Genomic DNA, 19,945 nt, shown 5'->3' on the forward strand with positions numbered 1-19,945 from the left:
AATGTCCGCTATGAGGGTGAAGGTAGCAGGGACGTTGGCAGTCGTGAGCGCGCTCGCCGGTTGCGGGACGACGACGGCGGCACCGCCGACCCCCTCAGGACCGGGCGTGCTCACGCTGAGCAACGCCTCGCCGCCCGCGCCCGGCGGCGAGGTGGGCGAGGCCTCGACGGAGTTCGCCGACGCGGCGGACATGACGATGTGGACCAAGCTCAGCACGACGGAGAAGGACGTCGACCGGATCGCCAAGTACGACGTGAACAAGACCGTGAAGGGCTCCATGTACCTGGAGCCCAAGACCTCGGCCTGGTTCGACGGCTTCCGCGGCCCCTTCGTCTACCAGGAGCTCGCCGGGGACATCGTCATGCACGCCAGGGTCAAGGTCGAGGGAAAGAAGGGCGGCCAGCCCAAGCGCAAGTTCTCCCTCGGCGGCCTGATGGCCCGCCAGCCCGGCTCGTACGCCAAGCCCAACTGGGTGTCGGTCGCCACCGGCACCGCGGAGAAGAGCGGCCAGGTCGAGGTGAAGTACACCCAGGACGGCAGCTCCAAACCGCAGGAGCTGGCCGTCAAGGCCGGCTGGGTGGACCTGGCGCTGGCCAGGGTCGGCCGGGTCTTCGTCGCGCTCTACAAGGAGGACGGCGGCAAGTGGAAGGTCGGCCGCCGCTGGCCGTCCAACCTGCCCGACGTGCTGCAGTGGGGCGTGACCGCCTACAGCGACTGGGACAGCTACAACCTGCTGAAGAAGGACGCCACCAAGGCCAACGCCAAGCAGGTCAAGGGCACGCCCGACCTGAAGCTGACCGTCGACTTCGTCCGGTTCCTGCGGCCGGAGCTGCCCGAGTACGCCGACCCGCTCAACACCGCTTCGGTGTCGGACGAGGTCCTGATCAAAGCGATGACGCCTGCCGGTGCCTGAGCGCCTTGGCTTGGTAGTTGTCCGGCGTGCGGGCGAAAGACGCCCGGTCGTCGTCGGTGAGCTCGCGCACGATCTTCCCGGGCACGCCGGCGACCAGCACCCCGGACGGGATCTTCTTGCCCGGCCCCACGAGCGCTCCCGCCGCCACCAGAGTCCCCGCTCCCACGTGGGCGCCGCCCAGCACGATCGCGCCGATCCCGATCAGCGCACCGGACTCCACGTGGGCGCCGTGCACCATGGCCTTGTGGCCCAGGCTGACCCGGTCCTCCAGGATGGCCGGCTCACCCGGGTCGGCGTGCAGGCAGCACAGATCCTGTACGTTGCACTCTTCGCCGATCTCGATCCGCTCGTCGTCCCCACGGAGAACGGAGCCGTACCAGATGCTGGACGCCCGGCCCACCCGTACGCTGCCGACAACGACGGCACCAGGCGCGATGTACGCCTCGGGGTGTATGTCGGGGACTGCTCCGTTATCCAACGCTGCTATGTACATCCGACACATCGTAATTCCCGAGCTCCGCGGCCCGTGTATGGCGTTCCGGTTGCGGAAGTGGGCAGATGGCAGGAAAGTCGTTTCCTGACGTCTCGTCGTCAGACCCTCACAACCCGCAGTTTTCCCCCGCCTCACGCAAACCACCCTTAGGTAACCCCCATGACAAACCAGCACGAGAGCATTCCCGATCTGATGCAAGAGGACACCTTCGAAGTCGTGATGCGCGGTTACAACCGCCGTCAGGTCCACGACTACATGATCCGCACCCGCAACCAGGTAAGGGATCTGGAAGAACGGCTGGCGCGGGCGATCGACCAGGCCGAACAGGGCCGCATCGAGCTGGCGGAGGCCAGGCGGCGGATGGTCGAGGCGCCCCAGAGCTATGACGACCTGAGTCCCAGGCTGGCGCAGATCCTCCGGCTCGGCGAGGAGGAGGCCGCGGCCAAGCGGGAGGACGCCGAGGCCGAGGCCGCGAGCGTGCGCGACGCGGCCAAGTCGGAGGCCGACCGGCTCGTGACGACGTCCCGCGAGACCGCCGACAAGATCCTCACCTCCGCGCAGGCGGAGGCCGAGCGCCGGGTGAGCGAGGCCACGGCGGCGGCCGAGCGGATGCTGGCCCAGGCGGGCTCGGACGCGGAGGAGCAGCTCACCGCGGCCCGCACCGAGTCGGAGGAGGCCCTGCGCGAGTCGCGGGCCGAGGCCGAGCGGGTGCTGTCGGCTGCCCAGTCGGAGGCGGAGCAGCTGCTGCAGTCCTCCAACGCGCAGGCCGAGCAGCTGGTCAGGAGCGCACGCGACGACGCCGAGTCGATGCTCGCGGACGCGCGCCAGCGTACCGCCGCGATCGACGAGCAGGCGGGCCGCCGGGTCGACTACCTCACCAACACGCACACCGAGGTCGTGCGGCGGCTGTCGGAGGTCAGCTCGGTCCTGGGCGACCTGATGCGCACCGAGGCGGCGGCGGGCGCGCTCGTCCCCGAGCCCATCGCGGCCCCGCCGGCCCAGCCCGCGCTGCCGTCGCCGCAGGAGGACGTGCGGGTCATCATCGAGGAGGACGAGCCGCAGGCGGACGACACTCCGACGAAGAAGGTCGCCGTCTCCGACGACACCGACGTGAACATCATCCGGCTGTCCGAGGCGCACAAGTAGCCCGCGGGCCGACCGGGAAGGAGCCTCGCCGGCGTACGGCGGGGCTCTTTCACGTCGGGGGCGCCGCAGGCGTGATCGACCCGTTCCGTACGCCCGCACGCGACCGCCGCTCGAACAGCCCGCTCCGACTGTACGGAGCGGAAGCCCCCGCCCCCGATAGGGTCGGAGGCTTCCGCGTTCGTGGCCCCTCCTGATTGGGGGCCCGGTGCCGGGGCCGCCGAGACGCTGGACCCGGCACCGGGCTGCTCGTGTGCGCGGACCGCTCCACGGCCCGCGTCAAGTGGGCGCGGGGCCGGCTCGCCACCGATGTTGCTCACCAGCCCGCCTTTCCTGGTCCCGGAGCAGGTCGCGCAGGCTCTCCGGGTCGTCCGCGTCGATGGTCATCGCACATCCGGCATCGCGCTGCGCCGCGCTGAGCGGATGGTGTCTCGTGGCCCACCAGCGGCCGGCATCGCTCCGCCAGATGGTCCACTGGGGGTATTCCCGGGCGATTTCGGCAAGGTGCCGATCAAAGGACATCGCTGTCCGCCTTTCCCGGCCCCCAAGCGAGGTTTCCATCTCCTTAAAAGGTGCGGCACATCTCTAGAGATATCAATGATCGTGATGGACAGGTCAACCTATCGCTTGACAGATCACCTTGAACTAGGCGTCGAAGTCGTACTGGAGTACGTATGCGGCGGAGTCGAGGACCATCTCGTTGAGCTCGACGGGCAGCCCGCCCGACGTGTACGCGGTGCGGGCGATCACGATCACCGGCGTGCCTCCCGGCAGGTCGAGCAGCCCGCTCTCGCGCGGTCCCGGCATGCGGGCGCGCACCTCCTCGGTGAAGTGGGCAGGGGGCAGGCCCAGATCGCCGAGCCTGGCGTAGACGCCGCCGGGACCGGTGTCGGGAAGCGTGATGGCGCTGCCCTCGACCAGCCGGGCGGGGAAGTAGGAGGTGGCCAGTTGCACGGGTCTGGAGTCGACCGAGTAGCGGCGGCGGCGCACCCACACCTCGCCGCTCTCCAGAACGGCGGCCACTTCCTCGCTGGCGCGCTCCAGAGCGATCTCGACCCGGTCCACGGTGAAAGGGCGGCCGCGGGCGTCGGCGTCCCAGATGGCCCGGCCCTGCCCCCATTGCTCTCGTGACAGGCGGCGTGAGCCGTGCCGTCTGATTGGTTTGAACAGCCGCACGTATACCCCCGAGCCTCGTCTGGGCACCGCCAGCCCTTCGTTGATCAGTACGGCAAGCGCCTGCCTGGCGGTGGCTCGTGCGATTGCGTGTTCGGCCATCAGCGCGTTCTCGCCCGGCAATCGGTCCCCGTCGCGCAGTTCGCCGGACAGGATCCGGGCGCGGAGGCCGTCGGCGATGCGTCGATAAATAGGGGGCTCGTGAGGTACCGGGGATTCAGACACGTATGATCACCCTCTGTCACCAACCAGGTTCTGGCGTCTCCAGAGAACTTGCCCCGTCTTGTCCACGATCGCACAGATACAGAGGTTGGTCGCGAGCTTCTTTTGAGCGGATCGTGCCCGTGTGGTGAATTCCGCAGTGTTTTCGCAGACCGTTATCGTGGAACGATCCCGGCCGGTATTCGACCGGCCCACCAGCGGCGAGTAATCAATGCGGCGATCACCGCCCCCGTCGTGTTGAGCAGGACGTCGTCGACGGAGGAGAACCGGCCGAGTCTGAGCGCGTACTGGAGCACTTCGACCAGGACCGAAAAGGCCGCGGAGAGGGCCGCAACGCGCGCCACAGAGGACATGGCGCCGCTGCGTACGGGCAGCAGTGCGCCGAGCGCGGCGAACACCAGCAAGTTGCCTCCGACCTGCACCAACACCGCCTCCCACGGTGCGCCGGCGAGGTCGGCGAGATCCATGAACGGGACGAGACTGACTCCGGTCTGACCGCTCGACGGGGTGAGGATCATCCAGATCCAGGGAGCGGTCCCGGCCACGATGCCGACGTCGGCGATCGAGGTGCGCAGAGGCGCCGGATGGCTGGCGCGAGCGCGGTGGCGGGAGAGGAGCAAGATTGCTAGCAAGGCCAGGGGGAGCGCAAAAGTACCAGCAATTATGACCTTTCCCCACAATTCCCACGTCCGCGCCATCTGACCATGATGGCGATTGATCTAGGGGTACCGGAAGATGTCCATTCGGACAGGTCGCCAGGAGCGGTCTTCGAGAGCGTAAGGTCACGGACGCGCGGGCAGATGCTCGCCGAGGAAGGCGAGCGCGATCTCCCAGACGCGCGCCGCCGCCTCGGGGTGGTGGAACATCGGGGCCTCGCTGTTGTGGAAGGCGTGCCCGGCCTCCTCCTCGACGTGGACGACCACGTTCGGTCGGCCCTCGGCCGCCCGCTCGACCACGGCCACCCGGTCACGCGTGATGTACGGGTCGCTGCCGCCGAAGACCAGCAGGAGCGGTGCGGCGATGCGCTCCATGAGCCCGGTCGCGTCGGGCACGGCCGAGCCGTAGAAGGACAGGACCGCGGCCGGCTCGACCTGGGTGGCCAGCATGTAGACGATCGAGCCGCCCAGGCAGAAGCCGAGCGTGGCGATCCCGCCGCGCACCTCGGGCATCGCGTTCAGGTGGCCGACGGTGAGCGCGCAGTCGGCCACGCCCTGCGCGATGTCGAAGCCCGCGGCCACGTCCAGCGAGGCCCGCGTGCCCTCAGGGGTGTGTTCGCCCTGCCAGTGCGGCTGCCGGCGCCAGAACAGGTCGGGCGCGGCCACCACGTAGCCGCGGGCGGCCAGGTCGAGCGCCACCTTCTCGATGTAGGGGCCGACGCCGTAGATCTCCTGCACCAGCAGGATCCCGGGGCCGCTGCCCGTGTCGGGCAGCCAGAGGCGGACGTCGAAGGAGCCGTCGTGGGCGGTGACTTCGTCGGTGCGGGTCGTCATTGCAACAGCATCGCTCATGGCGCGCGCCGCGCCGGGGCGAGACGATGCGATCGAGGGATCCGTGTCCCGGGATGCCCCGTTGTCCATCGGCCGTAAGCGATCTATACCGGGGGTGTGAGGGAGAGATGAGGAGACTGTGGTGCTGACGCATTTCATCGGTGGCCAGCCGGTGGCCGCGGGCAAGTCGTTCCCGATCCACGACCCGGTGACGGGCGCGGTGGCCAGGCACGCCCACGAGGCCGACCCGGAGGTGGTCGACCGGGCGGTCCGGGCGGCCAGGGAAGCGGCGCGGGACTGGGCGGCGCTGCCCGTCGCCGAGCGCGCCGGGTGGATGCGGCGCCTGGCCGAGGGCATCGAGGCCCGCTTCGACGACCTGGTGGCGGCGGAGATCGCCGACACGGGCAAGCCCCTCGACCAGACCAGGACGCTGGACATCCCCCGCGGCATCGCGAACTTCCGCGCCTTCGCCGAGATCGCCGCTCAGCGCCCCGACGACGCCTTCCACCTGTCAGGGGTGCTCAGTTACACCGTGCGCAGGCCGCTCGGGGTGGTCGCGGTGATCGTCCCGTGGAACCTGCCGTTCCTGCTGATGACCTGGAAGCTCGCGCCCGCGCTGGTCGCGGGCAACACGGTGGTGGTCAAGCCGTCGGAGCACACGCCGGGCTCGACCGCCGTGTTCGCCGAGATCTGCGCCGACGCCGGGCTCCCGCCCGGCGTCGTCAACATCATCCTCGGGTACGGCTCCGCGGGCCAGCTCCTGGTCGAGCACCCCGGGGTGGACGCGGTGACGTTCACCGGCTCCACCGCGACGGGTACGGCGATCATGAACTCGGTGGCCGACCGGGTCAAGCCGATCTCCTTCGAGCTGGGCGGCAAGAACGCCGGTCTGATCTTCGAGGACTGCGACCTGAACCGGGCGATCGAGGGCAGCGTGAAGTCGGTCTTCACCAACGGCGGCCAGGTGTGCCTGTGCACCGAGCGGCTCTACGTCCAGCGGCCGATCTTCGAGGAGTTCTGTGCCCGGCTCGCGAGCCGGGCACAGGAGCTGGAGCCACAACCGATGATCTCCGCCGAACATCGCGAGAAGGTCCTGTCCTACTATGCCTTGGCCCGCTCGGAGGGAGCCAAGGTGCTCACAGGGGGCAGTGTCCCCACGTTCGGTGATCATCGCGATTCCGGTTATTTCGTGGAGCCGACGGTGGTGACAGGCTTGTCAGAATGGTCCAGGTTCAACAGAGAGGAGATCTTCGGTCCCGTCTGCCACGTCGCGCTCTTCGACAGCGAGGCCGAGGCGATCGACCTGGCCAACGGCAGCGACTACGGTCTGGCCGCCACGCTGTGGACGGGCAACCTCGACCGCGCGCACCGCGTGGCGCAGCGGCTGGAGGCCGGACTCGTCTGGGTCAATACCTGGTATCAGCGCGACCTGCGCACCCCGTTCGGCGGAGTGAAGCTGTCGGGGATCGGCAGGGAGGGCGGCACCCAGTCACTCGACTTCTACTCAGAACCCACCACCATCACCATCAAACTGGAGCAGCCCGATGCATGACGAATGGTCCCAGGCCGTGGACGCACGCACCCACGCGGCCGACCGGCTGGTCGAAGCCGCCACCACGGGGAAGCCGTGCGCTCCGATCAGGGACCTGGTGGCCACGGCGGCCGACGCCTACGCCGTGCAAGAGATCAACACCAGGCGCGCGCTCGACGAGGGACGGCGGCTGGTCGGCAGGAAGATCGGCATGACGAACCTGCTCCTGCAGCAGCGCTTCGGCATCGACCAGCCGGACTACGGCATGCTCTTCGCGGACGCGGCGTACTCCGAAGGTCTTCCCGTGCCCGTGGACAGGTTCCTGCAGCCGCGGGCGGAGGCCGAGGTCGCGCTCGTGTTCGGCCGGGACCTGGAAGGCGGCCCCTTCACGGTGGCCGACGTGCTCAGGGCGGTGGAGTTCGCGCTGCCCGCGATCGAGATCGCCGACTCGCGGATCGCCGACTGGGACATCACGCTGCCCGACACGATCGCGGACAACGCGTCCGGTGGCGCGTTCGTGCTGGGCAGCACGCCCATGGCGCTGACGGGGCTCGACCTGGGGGCCGCGGCGATGACGATGACCAGGGGCGGGCAGGAGGTGTCGGCGGGCTCCGGCGCGGCGTGCCTGGGCAACCCGCTCAACGCCGCCGTCTGGCTGGCCTCCGCGCTCGGCCGCACCGAGCGCGCGCTGCGGGCCGGAGACGTGGTGCTGACCGGCGCGCTCGGCCCGGTGGTGCCGGTGGGTCCCGGGGACGAGTTCGAGGCGCGCATCGAGGGACTGGGCACCGTACGGGCGGTGTTCTCGCGGTGAGTGGGAAAGGCCGGGCCATCCGCGTGCCGGGCAAGGCGACTCCCCGCGGGCGTTTCCCGCACGTCAAGCGGGCCGGTGACTTCCTCTACGTGTCGGGCACGAGCAGCCGGCGCCCCGACGACTCGTTCGTGGGCGTCCAGGTGGACCGGTTCGGGGCGACGGACCTGGACATCCGCGCTCAGACCAGGGCGGTCATCGAGAACATCGGCGACATTCTCAAGGCGGCGGGCGGGTCGCTCGCGGATCTCGTGCAGATCACGACGTTCCTGGTAAACATGAACGACTTCAAGGGCTACAACGAGGTGTACGCCGAGTTCTTCGACGAGGAAGGGCCCACCAGGACCACGGTCGCGGTGCACCAGCTTCCGCACCCCCACCTCCTCATCGAGATGCAAGCCGTCGCCTACCATCCACAGGAGCGATCATGATCCCCCCTATTGACTTCACCAAGTGGATCGACGAGCACGCCCACCTGCTCAAGCCGCCGGTCGGCAACAAGGTGGTCTTCGAGGGGGCGAACGACTTCATCGTGATGGTGGTCGGCGGGCCCAACTCCAGGACCGACTTCCACGTGGACCCGTACGAAGAGCTCTTCTACCAGGTGCGCGGCAACATGCACGTCAACGTCGTGACCGAGGACGGCCCCGAGACCGTGCACATCCGCGAGGGCCAGATGTGGCTGCTGCCGCCGCGCATGCCGCACTCGCCGCAGCGGCCGGAGGCCGGCTCCGTCGGGCTGGTGGTGGAGCGGATCCGCCCGGAGGGCGAGCTGGAGAAGTTCCAGTGGTACTGCGCCGGATGCGGCGCCGTGGTGCACGAGGTCGAGCTCCAGGTTCGCGACATCGTCAAGGACCTGCCCCCGGTGTTCCAGGCGTTCTACGCCGACGAGAAGGCCCGCACGTGCGGGCAGTGCGGTGCGCTACACCCTGGCAAGGGCTAGATGGTCATCGACGTACACACGCACCACGTGCCCAAGGGCTGGCCCGAGCTGGGCTGGCCCGGGGCGCCCAGGCTGAGGGTCGACTCGGAGCGCGAGGCGACGATCCTCGTCAACGACCGTGGTTTCCGGAAAATTCGGGATGACTGCTGGGATCCGCAGGTCCGGTTGGAAAAGATGGACAAGGACGGCGTGGACCGGCAGGTCGTCTCGCCCACGCCCGTCTTCTTCGGCTACGAGCGGCCGGCCGCCGAGGGCCTGCGGATCGCGCGGGTGTTCAACGACCTGGCGCTGGAGATCTGCCGGGACCCGCGGCTGATCCCGTTCTGCCAGGTGCCGCTGCAGGACCCCGGGCTGGCCTGCGAGGAGCTGGAGCGCTGCCTGGCGGCCGGGCACAGAGGCGTGGAGATCGGCAATCACGTCGGCGACCGCGATCTCGACGACCCGGGCGTGGTGGAGTTCCTCCAGCACTGCGCGGCGCGGAACGTTCCCGTCTTCGTGCACCCGTGGGACCTGCCCGCGGGCCCGCGCGTCGAGCGGTGGATGGCCCAGTGGCTCGTCGGGATGCCCGCGGAGACGCACCTGTCCATCCTGGCGATGATCCTCGGCGGCGTGTTCGACCGGATCCCGGACACGTTGCGGATCTGCTTCGCGCACGGCGGCGGCTCGTTCGCGTTCTGGCTCGGCCGGTTCGAGAACGCCTGGCACCGCAGGCACGACCTGGTCGGCGTCTCTGAGCGGCCGCCGTCCCACTACCTCGGCAGGTTCAGCGTCGACTCTGCCGTCTTCGACGAGCGCGCGCTCCGGCTGCTCGTCGACACTCTCGGGGAGGACCACGTCATGCTCGGCTCCGACTTTCCCTACCCGCTGGGCGAGTCACCCTCCGGCGACCTGATCAGGAATGCCGGCTTCCTGTCCGGCACGGCCCGCGCCAAGCTGCTCGGGGCCAACGCCGAGGCGTTCCTGGCCTGAAGGGAGCTCTCCATGCGCATCCCCGTGCTGGGGCTGCCCGTGGCCGGGCTGCCCGTGGTCGGACTCGCGGTGCTGATGGCGGCGGGCTGCGGCGGGTCGGTGCCCCTGGCCGCCGGTGACGACTCGCCCGTCAAGATCGGCGCGATCATCTCCCAGACCGGCGTGTACGCCATGCTCGGCGACGACATGGAGATCGCCATGCGCCTCTGGCTGACCGACCACGCCGGCCGTCTGGGCGGCCGGCCGGCCGAGCTGGTCGTGGCCGACGACGCGGGCAGCCCGGAGCAGGGACAGAAGGAGGCCAGGCGGCTCATCGACGTCGAGGACGTGGACGTGCTCACCGGCCTGATCGCCTCGCCCGTGGCCGAGTCGGTGGTCCAGATGGCCGGCTCGACGCCCGTGGTGATCGCCAACGCCGGCTCCGACGACCTGGGCGGCCCGAACGTCTTCCGCGTCTCCTACACCAACCGCGCCCACGGCCGGGCGGCCGGGCGGTACGCCGCCGAGCACTACGGCAAGCAGGGCGTCGTCCTGATGGGCTCCGACTACTCGGCCGGCGTCGAGACGCTCAGGGGCTTCGAGGAGGGGTACGGCGCCCGGCCGCTCAAGCAGATCCTGACGCCGTACGGCAAGACGAACGACCTGGAGCCGTACTTCGAGCAGATCCCGCCGCAGGCCGGGCTCCTGTACGCCTTCTACGCGGGCGGCGAGGCGGCCACGTTCGCCAGGTCCTTCAAGCAGCTCGGTTACGATGCCAAGATCAAGCTGCTGACCTGCCAGAACCTCACGGACGAAGACGTGCTGCGAGCCATCGGCCAGGACGCGGAGGGGATCGTCAGCGTCGGCATGTACTCCCCCGCACTGGACAATCCCGACAACGCCGCCTTCGTCGCCCGGTGGCGGGCCAGGACCGGCCGCAACCCGTCCACGGTGGCGCTCCAGAGCTGGGACGCCATGCGGCTCATCGACAAGGCGCTGGCCAGGGGCGGCGATCTGACCAGCGCGCTGGGCGGGGTGGGCGAGCTGGACGGCCCGCGCGGCCCGTTCAGGCTCGACGCGACGCACGACCCGGTGCAGAACTGGTATGCCCGCGAGTACCACAATGGTATAAACCGGGTAATTGCCACAATCCCCCCAAAACAGGAGTGAGTACGTGCTGGATCGTGATCGTTGCCTCGCCCTTGACGCCGACGATCCGCTGCGCGAGTTCAGAGATGAGTTCGTGCTGCCGGAAGACGTCGTCTACCTGGTCGGGAACTCGCTGGGCGCGCTGCCGCGCCGTACCGCCGAGCGGGTCCGCCGGGCGGTCGAGGACGAGTGGGGCAGGGAGCTGGTCGGCGGCTGGAACGCCGCGGGCTGGTACACCCAGCCGCTGACGCTCGGCGACCGGCTGGCCCCGCTGATCGGCGCGGGTCCCGGGCAGGTCGTGGTGGGCAACAGTACCTCGATCGCGATCTACCAGGCGGTGGCGGCGGCGCTGCGGCTGCGCCCCGAGCGGCGCGTGATCGTCTCCGACGTCCGCAACTTCCCCACCGACCACTACATGGTCCAGGGGCTGGCCGGGCTGCTCGGCGGCTACGAGGTGCGCGACGTCGCGGAGGGGCGCTTCGACGACGCGGCCGTGGTGCTGCTGGCGGAGGTGGACTACCGCACCGGCGCCCGCCACGACGTGCCGTCGGTGACCGAGCGGGTGCAGGCGGCCGGCGCGCTCATGGTCTGGGATCTGTGCCACAGCGTGGGCGCCATGGAGGTGGACGTCTCGGGCGCCGACTTCGCGGTGGGGTGCACGTACAAGTATCTCAGCGGCGGTCCGGGCGCGCCCGCGTTCCTCTACGTCAACCCGCGCCACCAGGCCGCCGCCGAGAACGTGCTGTCCGGCTGGCACGGTCACGCCGAGCCGTTCACGTTCGAGGCCGGCTACCGGCCGGCCGAGGGCGTCAGGCGGTTCGCGGTCGGTACGCCGCACGTGCTGTCGCTCGCGGCCCTGGACGCGGCGCTCGACGTGTGGGAGCGGGTGCCCATGGACCTGGTGCGCGCCAAGAGCATGGCGCTGACCTCGCTCTTCGTCGAGCTCGTCGGCGACGCGCTGGAGCTGGCCTCACCCCCGGAGGCCGCTGCCCGGGGGAGCCAGGTGAGCTACTACCACCCCGACGGCTACCCGGTGATGCGGGCGCTGATCGAGCGCGGCGTGCACGGCGACTTCCGCGCGCCGGACATCCTCAGGTTCGGCTTCGCGCCGCTGTACATCGGTTACGCCGACGTCCACGACGCGGCGGCGACGCTGCTCGAAGTGCTGGAGAAGGAGCTCTGGCGGGACGAGCGGCACGCCAGGCGGCTCGCGGTCACCTGAGCTCGTCCAGCGCCTTGATCGCCCGCTTGGGCGCGATGGCCCGGTAGCTCTCCTCCACCCAGTCGATCAGCACCTCGGTCTCCGGCAGCTCGGCCAGGAACGGGACGGTCACCCAGCCCGCCTTGCCGAGCCCGTAGCCGCTGGGCGCCGCGCCCTCGACGGTCAGCGCGTGGCCGTGCGCCTCGGACAGCAGCTTCACGCCGAACGTGGGATCCCACTTCTCGGTCTGCTCGTCGAGACCGAGGAAGAGGAACACCTTCTTGTTCACCTTGATGACGGTCTCGCCCCACGGGTGGTCCTCGTGGGTCTCGGGGAGCCCGAGGGCGAAGGCGCGCAGCTCCTCGCGCACGTCGTGCCAGCCGGTCATCTGCGGAACTCCTCCAGCTTGCCGTCTATCCGGTCCCTGATCAGGTCGCGGGCCTCCATCCGCGGCACACCGGACATCAGCAGGCTGTCATAGTCGGTGTCGAGGTGCCTGATCGAGGCGATCACGGCCAGCGTGATGGCGTTCTCGTCGAGCGCCCTGGCCGCCGCCGACCGGCCGACCCGGCCGCTGCCGCGCTGGCCCGCGTGCTCGGCGATCTCCTTCGCCCGGCTCTGCGGGCAGCCGGGGAACAGCCTGGCGATCTCGGCCGCCATCCTGGACTGGAACTCCACGTCCTCCTCCGCCCTGCGGACCCGGTCGCGCTCGCGGCGGCGCAGGCGGACCTCCTCGTCGGCCAGGCACCGATCCTCGGCCGCCACCAGCGCGGCGTCCTCCACCAGCAGGCCGCAGCGCTGGTAGACCTTGCGCCGCCGGTTGTAGCGCACGACCACGGCCGACAGGCCGCTCTCCTGCTTGGCCCGGCGGCTCAGCGCCGCGTTGCCCGACGGCAGGAACACCAGGTGGTCCATGTCCGCGCAGGTGAGGCAGTGGGGTCGTTCGTCCTCCATGATCAGGTAGGGGCCCGTGTCGCCGCAGCCCGCGCACGTCCACGCGTCGAGCGGGGCGACCACCACCAGGTCGGGCGCCTTGCTCTGCCGCTCGGTGAGCCGGCGCACCCTGGCCTCGCTGAGGTCGGGCGAGATCCAGTGGACGCGGAACGCCTCCTGCCCGTGGCCCGCGGTGAAGCGCAGCTCGCGGCGGTCGCGGGTGCCGGCCACGTAGGGGGTCTCCACCGGCTTGAGCCCCTTGGCCCGCGCCCAGTCCCGCAGCAGGCCGGCCGTGGTGAGCAGGCGCTCCTCGTCGACGGCCGCCAGCTCGGCCAGCGTGGCGGCCCGGCCCTGCCGCCAGGTGTCCACGTGCCTGGAATGCAGCCAGCGCAGCCCCGTCACCACGTCGATGAACGTCACGTATTTCCGGGTGGTCAGCGCGATCTCGGCCGCATCGGCGACCCTCCGCGCCAGGTTCGGCTTGCTCACGGAATCCAGTCTCTCGTGGCTTCGTGGCTCTCGGGGCTTTGTCGTGAGATGGCGAGTCCCGACGCATTCCTTTGAACCATTGCGGCAAGTACTCCTTCGGATCTGGCACCCAAGGGGGAATCGTGCGTCTGTTCTGGCCTGCCGTCCTCATGCTGGCCACCTCGTGTGGTCTGGCCGAGGACGGCACGCAGCCCGTCGTCTCGGGCACGTTCGGCAGCAAGCCTGTCGTCGCCATACCCAAGGGAGCGCCAGGGCGCACGCCGCGGATCACGGTCCTGTCCGTGGGCGCCGGGCGGCGTACGGTGCCGGGCGACGTGGTGCTCGCCGACGTCGACATCCGGCGCTGGTCCGGCAACCAGCCGTACATGAACACCTACGACGCCAACCAGCCCACCACGGTCGTCTTCGACGGCAGGCAGGTGTCGGAGACCTGGCGGCAGTCGCTCATCGGCCATCCGGCGGGCAGCCGCGTCATGCTGGTCAGCCCGGCCGCCGAGGCACTCGGCCCGAACGTGCCGCTGACCGGCGTCTCGCCGGCCGACACGCTGGTGCTCGTCTTCGACATCCTGGGGGGCTACCCGCCCGACGCCCGGCTCGTCGGCCGGCCCCTGCCGGTGATCCCGGCCGACCTCACGCCGGACGCGCTGCCCCGCACGATCATCGACGGCTCGGGCCGCGAGGTGGTCGCGGGGGCGAAAGTGGTCATCCAGTACGTGGCCGCGTCCTGGCCGTCCAGGACCGTCGTGGACTCGTCCTACCGGAAGGGCGGGCCGAGCGCCTTCACGCTGAAGCCGGGGGCCGTGCCGTCGGCCTGGCTGGACGCCCTCGTCGGGCGGCACGTGGGCAGCCGCGTGGCCGTGCCCTCACCCGGTGCCAGGCCGATCCTCTACCTCATCGACGTGCTCGACACCATCACACCGGCGTAGGCGCGAAGCTGACCGGCCCGCGGTCAGCCCCGCTCTTCGAGGTCGGCCCTGACCATGCTGTAGAGCACCCCGTCACGCCACTCTCCGGCGCGGAAGCCGGCGCCGCGCAGCACGCCCTCGCGGGTGAAGCCGGCCTTCTCCAGCGCCCGCTGCTCGGCCAGGTTGGTGATCTCAGTGCTGGCCTGGACCCGGTTGACCGTCGAGTGGTCGAACAGGTAACGCACGAGCAGCCGCTGCGCCTCGGTGCCGTGGCCCTTGCCGCGGAACTCCGGGGCCACGATCAGCCCCATGTCCCAGTGGAAGAGGGTGGCGCCGCTCATCTCCTTGTGCCACGACACGAAGCCGGCCGCGTCGTCGCCGGCCATGATGATCAGGATGCCGCCGTCGTCGCCGAGCAGGCCGTTCTCCTCCCAGCGCCGGCGATGGCGGTGGGGGTTGTGGAAGCCGTACCACTGGAAGTCGCCGGTGCCGGCCGGGTCGTCGGTGAGCCGGTACAGGAAGGGGAGGTCGTCCTCTTTGACCGGGCGAAGGCTGATAGTCATGATCGGGACACTATGCGACGGACCAGCCGCTTGAGCCGTGACTCCTGGACCGGCGGCGCCTCCAGGGCGGCGAGCGCCTCGGCGGCCGTCGGCCGCTTGGCCGGGGAGTGGTCGAGCATCCTGCGCACCACCTCGGGCACGTCGGGCCCGTGGGCGTCGGCGCTGGTCGGCAGCGTCCCGGTGAGGAGCTGGTAGGCGATGGCGCCCGCGGCGTAGACGTCGGAGGCGGTCGTCATCCTGTCGGGCCGCTCCTGGCACTCCGGCGCGACGTAGTGGGCGTCGAGCACGTTGCCCAGCTCGTGGGCGACGGTGTAGTTACGCGGCCCGGGCTTGGCGTAGTCGAACCCGGTCAGCACCGCGTGCCCGTCGTCGGTGACCAGCACGGACGCGGGGGTCAGCGCCCGGTGCACGACGCCGTTGGCGTGCGCGTGCGCCAGCCCGCGCAGCAGGTCCTGGATCACTCCGAGCCGGGCGCCCTTGCCCAGCGCCAGGTGCAGCGCCTCGCCGTGCACGTCGTCGAGCACCAGCACGAAGCGGCTCTCGTCGTCGATCGCGAAGAAGTCGCGCGAGCGCACCACGCACGGATGCGGGGGGATCCTGGCCAGCGTCTGGTAGGCGTTGGCGATGCGCTGCCGCTCGGCCGCCCGCGCCTCGTGGTCGGCCAGCGGATCGGCCTGGTAGACCCGCAGCAGCACGGTCTCGCTGCCCGGCAGCGTGGCGTTGAACGCGCGGTATTCGGTGATCTTGCTGTCGCCGCCGAGCTGCTCCTCGACCTCCCAGTTGCCGAACCTGGGCGGAGCCGTGCTGCGGCGTACAGTCTGGTTGAGCGCGTCGAGGATCGCGGTCATGTACGGGCGCGCGTCCGGGCTGCACCCCCGCCTGACCCGGGAGCCGTCGCTCAGCGTGGCCAGCAGGCCGGGCAGGTCGGTGACGTTGACCGAGTCGCGGCCGGCGGGATCGACCAGCACCGCGTCGGGGGAGGTGAGCACGACCAGGCTGTCGACGTAGACCCGTTCGAGCTGGGTGGCCTTGGACACCAGCAGGCCCTTCAGCGCCTTGGCGGTGCCCCGCAGCTTGGCCACGGGGGAGCCGAACGCCTCCCTGCGCGGCGGGAACCAGCGGGTGCCCGACACCTCGATGCGGCCACGGGTGCCCTTGACGTCGACGACCACGAGCGAGTGGCCGGTCAGCACGAGCAGGTCCACCTCGAAGATGTCGTGGCCGCGCGGCACCTCGACGTTGTGCAGCAGCAGCCAGTCGGCCGGCGCGTGGTCGCGCAGATAGGAGATCACCCGCCGCTCGGCGTCGTTGACTGGACGTCCCCCGCCGACGATCTCTGCCATGGAACCATCCTTGCACGGTATTAGATTGACAACATGTTGTCGTAATGACAGGATGCTGTCATGAAGCGAATCGTTCACCACGCGATCTACGACACTTTCGCCGACTGGGAGACCGGTCACGCGACCGCACACCTGCGCAACGGGCGCTACCAGCGCGAGCCGGGCGGATTCGAGATCGTCACGGTCGGCCTGACCGGCGCCTCCGTGGTCAGCATGGGCGGCCTGCGCGTCACCCCCGACCTCACGCTCGACCGGCTCTCGCCGGCGGACAGCGCGCTGCTCGTCCTTCCCGGCGCCGACCTGTGGGACGCGGGCGACGAGCTGGCGCCGTTCGCGCGGAAGGCGCGGGAGTTCCTCGACGCGGGCGTGCCGGTCGCGGCCATCTGCGGCGCCACGGCCGGGCTGGCCAGGGAGGGGCTGCTGGACGACCGCGAGCACACCAGCGCCGTGGTGCAGTACCTGGAGGCCCAGGAGGGCTACGCGGGCGCCAAGCGGTACGTCGACAGCGACGCGGTGCTCGACGGCGACCTCGTCACTGCGGGTCCGACGGAGCCGGTGGCGTTCGCCAGGGAGATCTTCCGGCGGCTCGACATCTACCGGCCCGAGGTGCTGGAGGCGTGGTTCCGGCTGTTCTCGCGCAGCGACGCCGCCGCGTACGAGGTGCTGATGACGGCATGAGCGAGACGGCCGACCTGCTTTCGGCCGCGGCGCTGGGGGCGTTCCGGCTCAACGGGCAGTTCATGCACGTCGCCGAGGGGCTGGCCAAGCCGGCGGGGATCACGGCGGCGTGGTGGCAGGTGCTCGGGGCGGTCGTGCGCGATCCGCTGCCCGTGGCGGGGATCGCCAGGGTCATGGGGATGACCAGGCAGGGCGTGCAGCGGATCGCCGACCTGCTGGTGGAGCGGGGGCTGGCCGAATACCGGCCCAACCCCGCCCATCGCCGGGCCAAGCTGCTCCAGCCGACGAGGCTCGGCCGCGAGGCCATGGCCGAGATCGTCCCCGGGCACCAGGAGTTCGCCGACCGGCTGGTGGGCGAGCTGGGGCTCGACGGGGCCAAGGAGTGCGTGGCGGCGCTGCAGCGGCTCTCGGCCGCCCTCGACCGGCTGGACTCGGCGACGGAGCCGTAGCGGAGGCGTCCTATCGGCCCGCGACCGCGTCGGCGAAGATCAGGTCGAACGTCCCGAGCCCCGGCAGCAGCTCCAGCGCGTCCCCCACGCGGAAGTCCACGAAGCCGGGGGTCACAGGAGTGGCCGAAGCCCGCCGCCCTGGCTCGTTCGAGAGCCGCGGCGACCGGCTGCGGCGTTTCAGAATTCATGCTCGCTTCCTATCCCGCGATCCGCCCGCGAGCCATCGGATTTTCCCGCGCGGTTTGAACACCGACAGCGCCGTCGCGGTCATGAGCAGGACGATCTGCGTGCCGAGCACGGCGACCTGACCCCACTGGCGAGTGGTCGCGACCGCGTCGCCGCCTTCGGTCGCCGCGGCCATTCCTTCGGGATCGAACAGGAACATTCCGAGGCAGATCACGATCACCAGCAGGACGAGCTTGGCCGCCGTCCAGTAATGGCGAAACAGCCTCCAATGACTGGTCAGGGCCAGTGTGCAGCCGGTGATCAATGCGCTGAGGCTGAGTGGTATACCGCCCGCGAACACCAGTGCCGGCATCAACCGATAGGCAGCGTGCGCCAGCGCGTGGTCCTTTGTCAGCGCCGCCGCCGTATTCAGCACGACCAGCCCCCACACCTCTCCGAGCAGTGCGACGGAGACGACGATGTGGATAACCACCACGGTCTTGCGGATAGCCGGCCGCATCCCTCTCACCTGACCTCCGGATTCGGGAACTCGCGGCCATCCTCGCCGCTTTGTTCGGCCCTGACGTCAGCCCCAGGTAGACGCTATGCGTACGCCGATCGGCGTACGGCGATTCTCAAGTTTGGGGTGATCATTGCCTAAACGGCGGTGAACGGCAGGCCCTTCGGACGCGCGGTCAGGCCAAATAATTGTTGTTCCCCCACATTCTCGTGCTGCATATGTACCGCGCGTCTTCGATGAGCTCTAAAACCGATCACCAAGAAATCGAGGTGCCCCCTTGACCTCGGGGATAGGTTTTCGAGTTGCGGTTTTCGCCGCCTGCCGCGATGGTTATTGGCGGCACCTCACAGCCCTGCACAAACGACTATGGCGCCGGAATTCCGCGCCGATCCATGGAGGAAAGCAAACATGATCCGTCGCATTCTGGCCGGTGCAGCAATCGCAGCCGTCGCCTTCGGCTTCTCCGCCGGCGCGGCCTCTGCCGACGTCGGCCCCAACCCGCACAACAGCGGCCAGAGCATCCTGAGCCAGCTGAGCATCCTCGACGACCTGACCGCTCTCAACGACGTGCTGAACGACTCGGTCAAGTACATCGACATCCTCACGCTGCTGCACCTGAACGACATCGACGCCGACATCCTGAACAACGAGCAGGACACGGGCGACAACAACTGACGGCTCCTCGCGTGGCGTAGGCAGGAAGATGATCGGCGGCTCCCCTTCTGAACGGGAGAGCATGCCCGGCCAAGGTCGTCTTCCTGGTGCCTTGAGGTGAACCGATGAACGGCCGTGGACTTTCGCGAAGCCACGGCACGGGCTTGGTGCGCACCGAGCTCACTGCGCCGCGTGGCCCAGGTCGATCACTGCAGGACGACCTGGGCCGCGCGGCCGCTGTCGTGAAAGGCCGCGAGCCGGCGGCCGGCGCTCACCCGCCGGCGTCGCTCGCGGGCGCTCACCCGCCGGCGTCGCCCGGAGGCGCCTACTCGTCGACGTCGCCCGCCTCGTCCGGCGGATCGACGTTCGCCGCTCTCCCCGTCGGCCGTACCGCCCCCATGAAGGTCGTCCTGTCCAGCGGATCCACCCGGACGAACTGCCCGGTGTACGGCGCGTGCACCATTCTGGTCGCGTCCACGGCCACCGCGACGTGCTCGGGCCCGGAGCGGCTCGCGTCGTTGTCGTAGAAGACCAGGTCGCCGGGCTCGATCTCCTCCTTGGCCACCTTGATCCCCGACCGCCACTGCTCGTACGTCGTCGTGCCGATCGACACCCCGGCCCGCGCCCACGCGTACTCCGTGAGCCCCGAGCAGTCGAACCCCCTGACCTTGGCCCCCTTGCCGATCCCGAAGCCGGGCCCGCGTATCCCGCCGCCGCCCCACGAGTACGGGACGCCGATCATCTCCAACGCCGCCCGCACGGCTATCGCGCCGCCCGCGGACCGAGCCGCTCCGGGCGCATATCCCACCTGCGCGCAAACGCCCCCGGGCGCCATATGGCAGCCATTCACCGCCAGCGCGGGAGTGGAATGCGAGACGAACATAATCGCCGGCGTGATTGCTGTCAGCAGCAGCGGACACAGTCCATTCATGACATATTCAGTGCTCCCGTGACTCGTTCGCGCCCGAGGATCGCCGCGGCGCGTGCCAGGCCGTTCTCCCGCTAGCATTCCTCCTTTTCTATGGGGATAAAACGCCCTTTGGTCATACGGGATGCCCGTATGGTCATAAGATGAAAATTTGCCGTTAACATCCCCCGGGCAAATCCCACCGAGTCGGTACATATCCGGACGAGATATGAACAATGGCCAAGGAATTGGGAAGCGCATTTGACTTCGACTTAGCTAAGCCAAGTTGCGGCGCGCCGACGGAGCACGAGATTGTTATTCCCGGAAT

The 19,945-nt window shown here is 69.6% G+C and carries 23 protein-coding genes; 13 read left to right on the plus strand and 10 right to left on the minus strand.

Going from position 1 to position 19,945, the window contains the following annotated elements:
• Positions 1–10 precede the first annotated feature (10 nt).
• Complete coding sequence (locus ETD85_RS07290; RefSeq protein WP_138688832.1) at positions 11–913, plus strand: DUF1349 domain-containing protein; 903 nt, start codon at positions 11–13, stop codon at positions 911–913.
• Here the strand turns inward: ETD85_RS07290 and ETD85_RS07295 are convergent.
• A complete protein-coding gene (locus ETD85_RS07295) occupies positions 885–1,406 on the minus strand; it encodes a gamma carbonic anhydrase family protein (protein WP_206058153.1) in 522 nt (173 codons plus the stop codon). The two genes, ETD85_RS07290 and ETD85_RS07295, sit on opposite strands and share 29 nt — an antisense overlap.
• Before the next feature lie 159 nt (positions 1,407–1,565).
• On the opposite strand from ETD85_RS07295, the gene ETD85_RS07300 reads away from it, so the two are divergent.
• The gene (locus tag ETD85_RS07300; RefSeq protein ID WP_138688834.1) at positions 1,566–2,552 is read left to right on the plus strand and encodes a coiled-coil domain-containing protein; all 987 of its coding nucleotides are present in this window, start codon (positions 1,566–1,568) and stop codon (positions 2,550–2,552) included.
• Between the two features lie 642 nt (positions 2,553–3,194).
• On the opposite strand, the gene ETD85_RS07310 is transcribed toward ETD85_RS07300, so the two are convergent.
• From ETD85_RS07310 to ETD85_RS07320, 3 genes are all read right to left on the minus strand, one after another.
• Positions 3,195–3,947 (minus strand): GntR family transcriptional regulator, encoded by a 753-nt coding sequence (locus ETD85_RS07310; protein WP_138688835.1) that lies wholly within the window; start codon positions 3,945–3,947, stop codon positions 3,195–3,197.
• A gap of 152 nt (positions 3,948–4,099) precedes the next feature.
• Positions 4,100–4,564, minus strand: coding sequence for a VanZ family protein (locus ETD85_RS07315; RefSeq protein ID WP_206058154.1), 465 nt, complete (start codon positions 4,562–4,564; stop codon positions 4,100–4,102).
• Between the two features lie 162 nt (positions 4,565–4,726).
• Positions 4,727–5,434 (minus strand): dienelactone hydrolase family protein, encoded by a 708-nt coding sequence (locus ETD85_RS07320; protein ID WP_138688837.1) that lies wholly within the window; start codon positions 5,432–5,434, stop codon positions 4,727–4,729.
• A 139-nt stretch (positions 5,435–5,573) separates the two neighbouring features.
• Between ETD85_RS07320 and ETD85_RS07325 the strand changes: the two genes are divergently transcribed.
• The 7 genes from ETD85_RS07325 to kynU are packed head-to-tail and all read left to right on the plus strand — an operon-like array spanning position 5,574 to position 12,032.
• A complete protein-coding gene (locus tag ETD85_RS07325; protein WP_138688838.1) occupies positions 5,574–6,983 on the plus strand; it encodes an aldehyde dehydrogenase family protein in 1,410 nt (469 codons plus the stop codon).
• A complete protein-coding gene (locus ETD85_RS07330; RefSeq protein ID WP_138688839.1) occupies positions 6,976–7,773 on the plus strand; it encodes a 2-keto-4-pentenoate hydratase in 798 nt (265 codons plus the stop codon). The genes ETD85_RS07325 and ETD85_RS07330 overlap by 8 nt, the downstream gene beginning before the upstream one ends.
• Positions 7,770–8,201, plus strand: a complete 432-nt coding sequence (locus tag ETD85_RS07335; protein ID WP_138688840.1) for a RidA family protein — start codon at positions 7,770–7,772, stop codon at positions 8,199–8,201. Before ETD85_RS07330 ends, ETD85_RS07335 begins: the two co-directional genes overlap by 4 nt.
• Positions 8,198–8,713: a 3-hydroxyanthranilate 3,4-dioxygenase gene (locus ETD85_RS07340; RefSeq protein WP_138688841.1), complete on the plus strand. Its 516-nt coding sequence runs from the start codon at positions 8,198–8,200 to the stop codon at positions 8,711–8,713. The genes ETD85_RS07335 and ETD85_RS07340 overlap by 4 nt, the downstream gene beginning before the upstream one ends.
• A complete protein-coding gene (locus tag ETD85_RS07345) occupies positions 8,714–9,682 on the plus strand; it encodes an amidohydrolase family protein (protein ID WP_138688842.1) in 969 nt (322 codons plus the stop codon).
• A 12-nt stretch (positions 9,683–9,694) separates the two neighbouring features.
• Positions 9,695–10,831, plus strand: coding sequence for an ABC transporter substrate-binding protein (locus tag ETD85_RS07350; RefSeq protein WP_138688843.1), 1,137 nt, complete (start codon positions 9,695–9,697; stop codon positions 10,829–10,831).
• A gap of 4 nt (positions 10,832–10,835) precedes the next feature.
• Positions 10,836–12,032 carry a kynureninase gene (gene kynU / locus ETD85_RS07355; RefSeq protein WP_138688844.1) on the plus strand — a complete coding sequence of 399 codons (1,197 nt, stop codon included), beginning with the start codon at positions 10,836–10,838 and terminating at the stop codon, positions 12,030–12,032.
• On the opposite strand, the gene ETD85_RS07360 is transcribed toward kynU, so the two are convergent.
• Together ETD85_RS07360 and ETD85_RS07365 are read right to left on the minus strand one after the other, a co-directional pair.
• A complete protein-coding gene (locus ETD85_RS07360; protein WP_138688845.1) occupies positions 12,025–12,399 on the minus strand; it encodes an MmcQ/YjbR family DNA-binding protein in 375 nt (124 codons plus the stop codon). The genes kynU and ETD85_RS07360 overlap by 8 nt on opposite strands.
• Positions 12,396–13,433: a DUF2293 domain-containing protein gene (locus tag ETD85_RS07365; RefSeq protein ID WP_138688846.1), complete on the minus strand. Its 1,038-nt coding sequence runs from the start codon at positions 13,431–13,433 to the stop codon at positions 12,396–12,398. Before ETD85_RS07365 ends, ETD85_RS07360 begins: the two co-directional genes overlap by 4 nt.
• A 122-nt stretch (positions 13,434–13,555) precedes the next feature.
• Between ETD85_RS07365 and ETD85_RS07370 the strand changes: the two genes are divergently transcribed.
• Complete coding sequence (locus tag ETD85_RS07370; RefSeq protein WP_138688847.1) at positions 13,556–14,359, plus strand: FKBP-type peptidyl-prolyl cis-trans isomerase; 804 nt, start codon at positions 13,556–13,558, stop codon at positions 14,357–14,359.
• Positions 14,360–14,382: 23 nt separating this feature from the next.
• Here ETD85_RS07370 and ETD85_RS07375 read toward each other — a convergent pair whose 3' ends face one another.
• Positions 14,383–14,901, minus strand: a complete 519-nt coding sequence (locus ETD85_RS07375) for a GNAT family N-acetyltransferase (protein WP_138688848.1) — start codon at positions 14,899–14,901, stop codon at positions 14,383–14,385.
• Positions 14,898–16,244 carry a methylation-associated defense system protein kinase MAD6 gene (gene mads6 / locus ETD85_RS07380; protein ID WP_138688849.1) on the minus strand — a complete coding sequence of 449 codons (1,347 nt, stop codon included), beginning with the start codon at positions 16,242–16,244 and terminating at the stop codon, positions 14,898–14,900. Before mads6 ends, ETD85_RS07375 begins: the two co-directional genes overlap by 4 nt.
• A gap of 60 nt (positions 16,245–16,304) precedes the next feature.
• Here mads6 and ETD85_RS07385 point away from each other — a divergent pair, with 60 nt between their 5' ends.
• Together ETD85_RS07385 and ETD85_RS07390 are read left to right on the plus strand one after the other, a co-directional pair.
• The gene (locus ETD85_RS07385) at positions 16,305–16,922 is read left to right on the plus strand and encodes a type 1 glutamine amidotransferase family protein (protein ID WP_138688850.1); all 618 of its coding nucleotides are present in this window, start codon (positions 16,305–16,307) and stop codon (positions 16,920–16,922) included.
• Positions 16,919–17,371, plus strand: a complete 453-nt coding sequence (locus ETD85_RS07390; RefSeq protein ID WP_138688851.1) for a MarR family winged helix-turn-helix transcriptional regulator — start codon at positions 16,919–16,921, stop codon at positions 17,369–17,371. Before ETD85_RS07385 ends, ETD85_RS07390 begins: the two co-directional genes overlap by 4 nt.
• Positions 17,372–17,555: 184 nt before the next feature.
• On the opposite strand, the gene ETD85_RS07395 is transcribed toward ETD85_RS07390, so the two are convergent.
• Entirely contained in the window at positions 17,556–18,056 is a 501-nt protein-coding gene (locus ETD85_RS07395; RefSeq protein ID WP_138688852.1) for a SirB2 family protein, read from the minus strand.
• A 408-nt stretch (positions 18,057–18,464) separates the two neighbouring features.
• On the opposite strand from ETD85_RS07395, the gene ETD85_RS07400 reads away from it, so the two are divergent.
• Positions 18,465–18,731, plus strand: a complete 267-nt coding sequence (locus ETD85_RS07400; RefSeq protein WP_138688853.1) for a hypothetical protein — start codon at positions 18,465–18,467, stop codon at positions 18,729–18,731.
• A gap of 304 nt (positions 18,732–19,035) precedes the next feature.
• Here ETD85_RS07400 and ETD85_RS62935 read toward each other — a convergent pair whose 3' ends face one another.
• Positions 19,036–19,452: a C40 family peptidase gene (locus ETD85_RS62935; RefSeq protein WP_170246548.1), complete on the minus strand. Its 417-nt coding sequence runs from the start codon at positions 19,450–19,452 to the stop codon at positions 19,036–19,038.
• Positions 19,453–19,945: the final 493 nt, after the last annotated feature.

This window comes from Nonomuraea zeae (assembly GCF_005889725.1).
Classification (GTDB): domain Bacteria; phylum Actinomycetota; class Actinomycetes; order Streptosporangiales; family Streptosporangiaceae; genus Nonomuraea; species Nonomuraea zeae.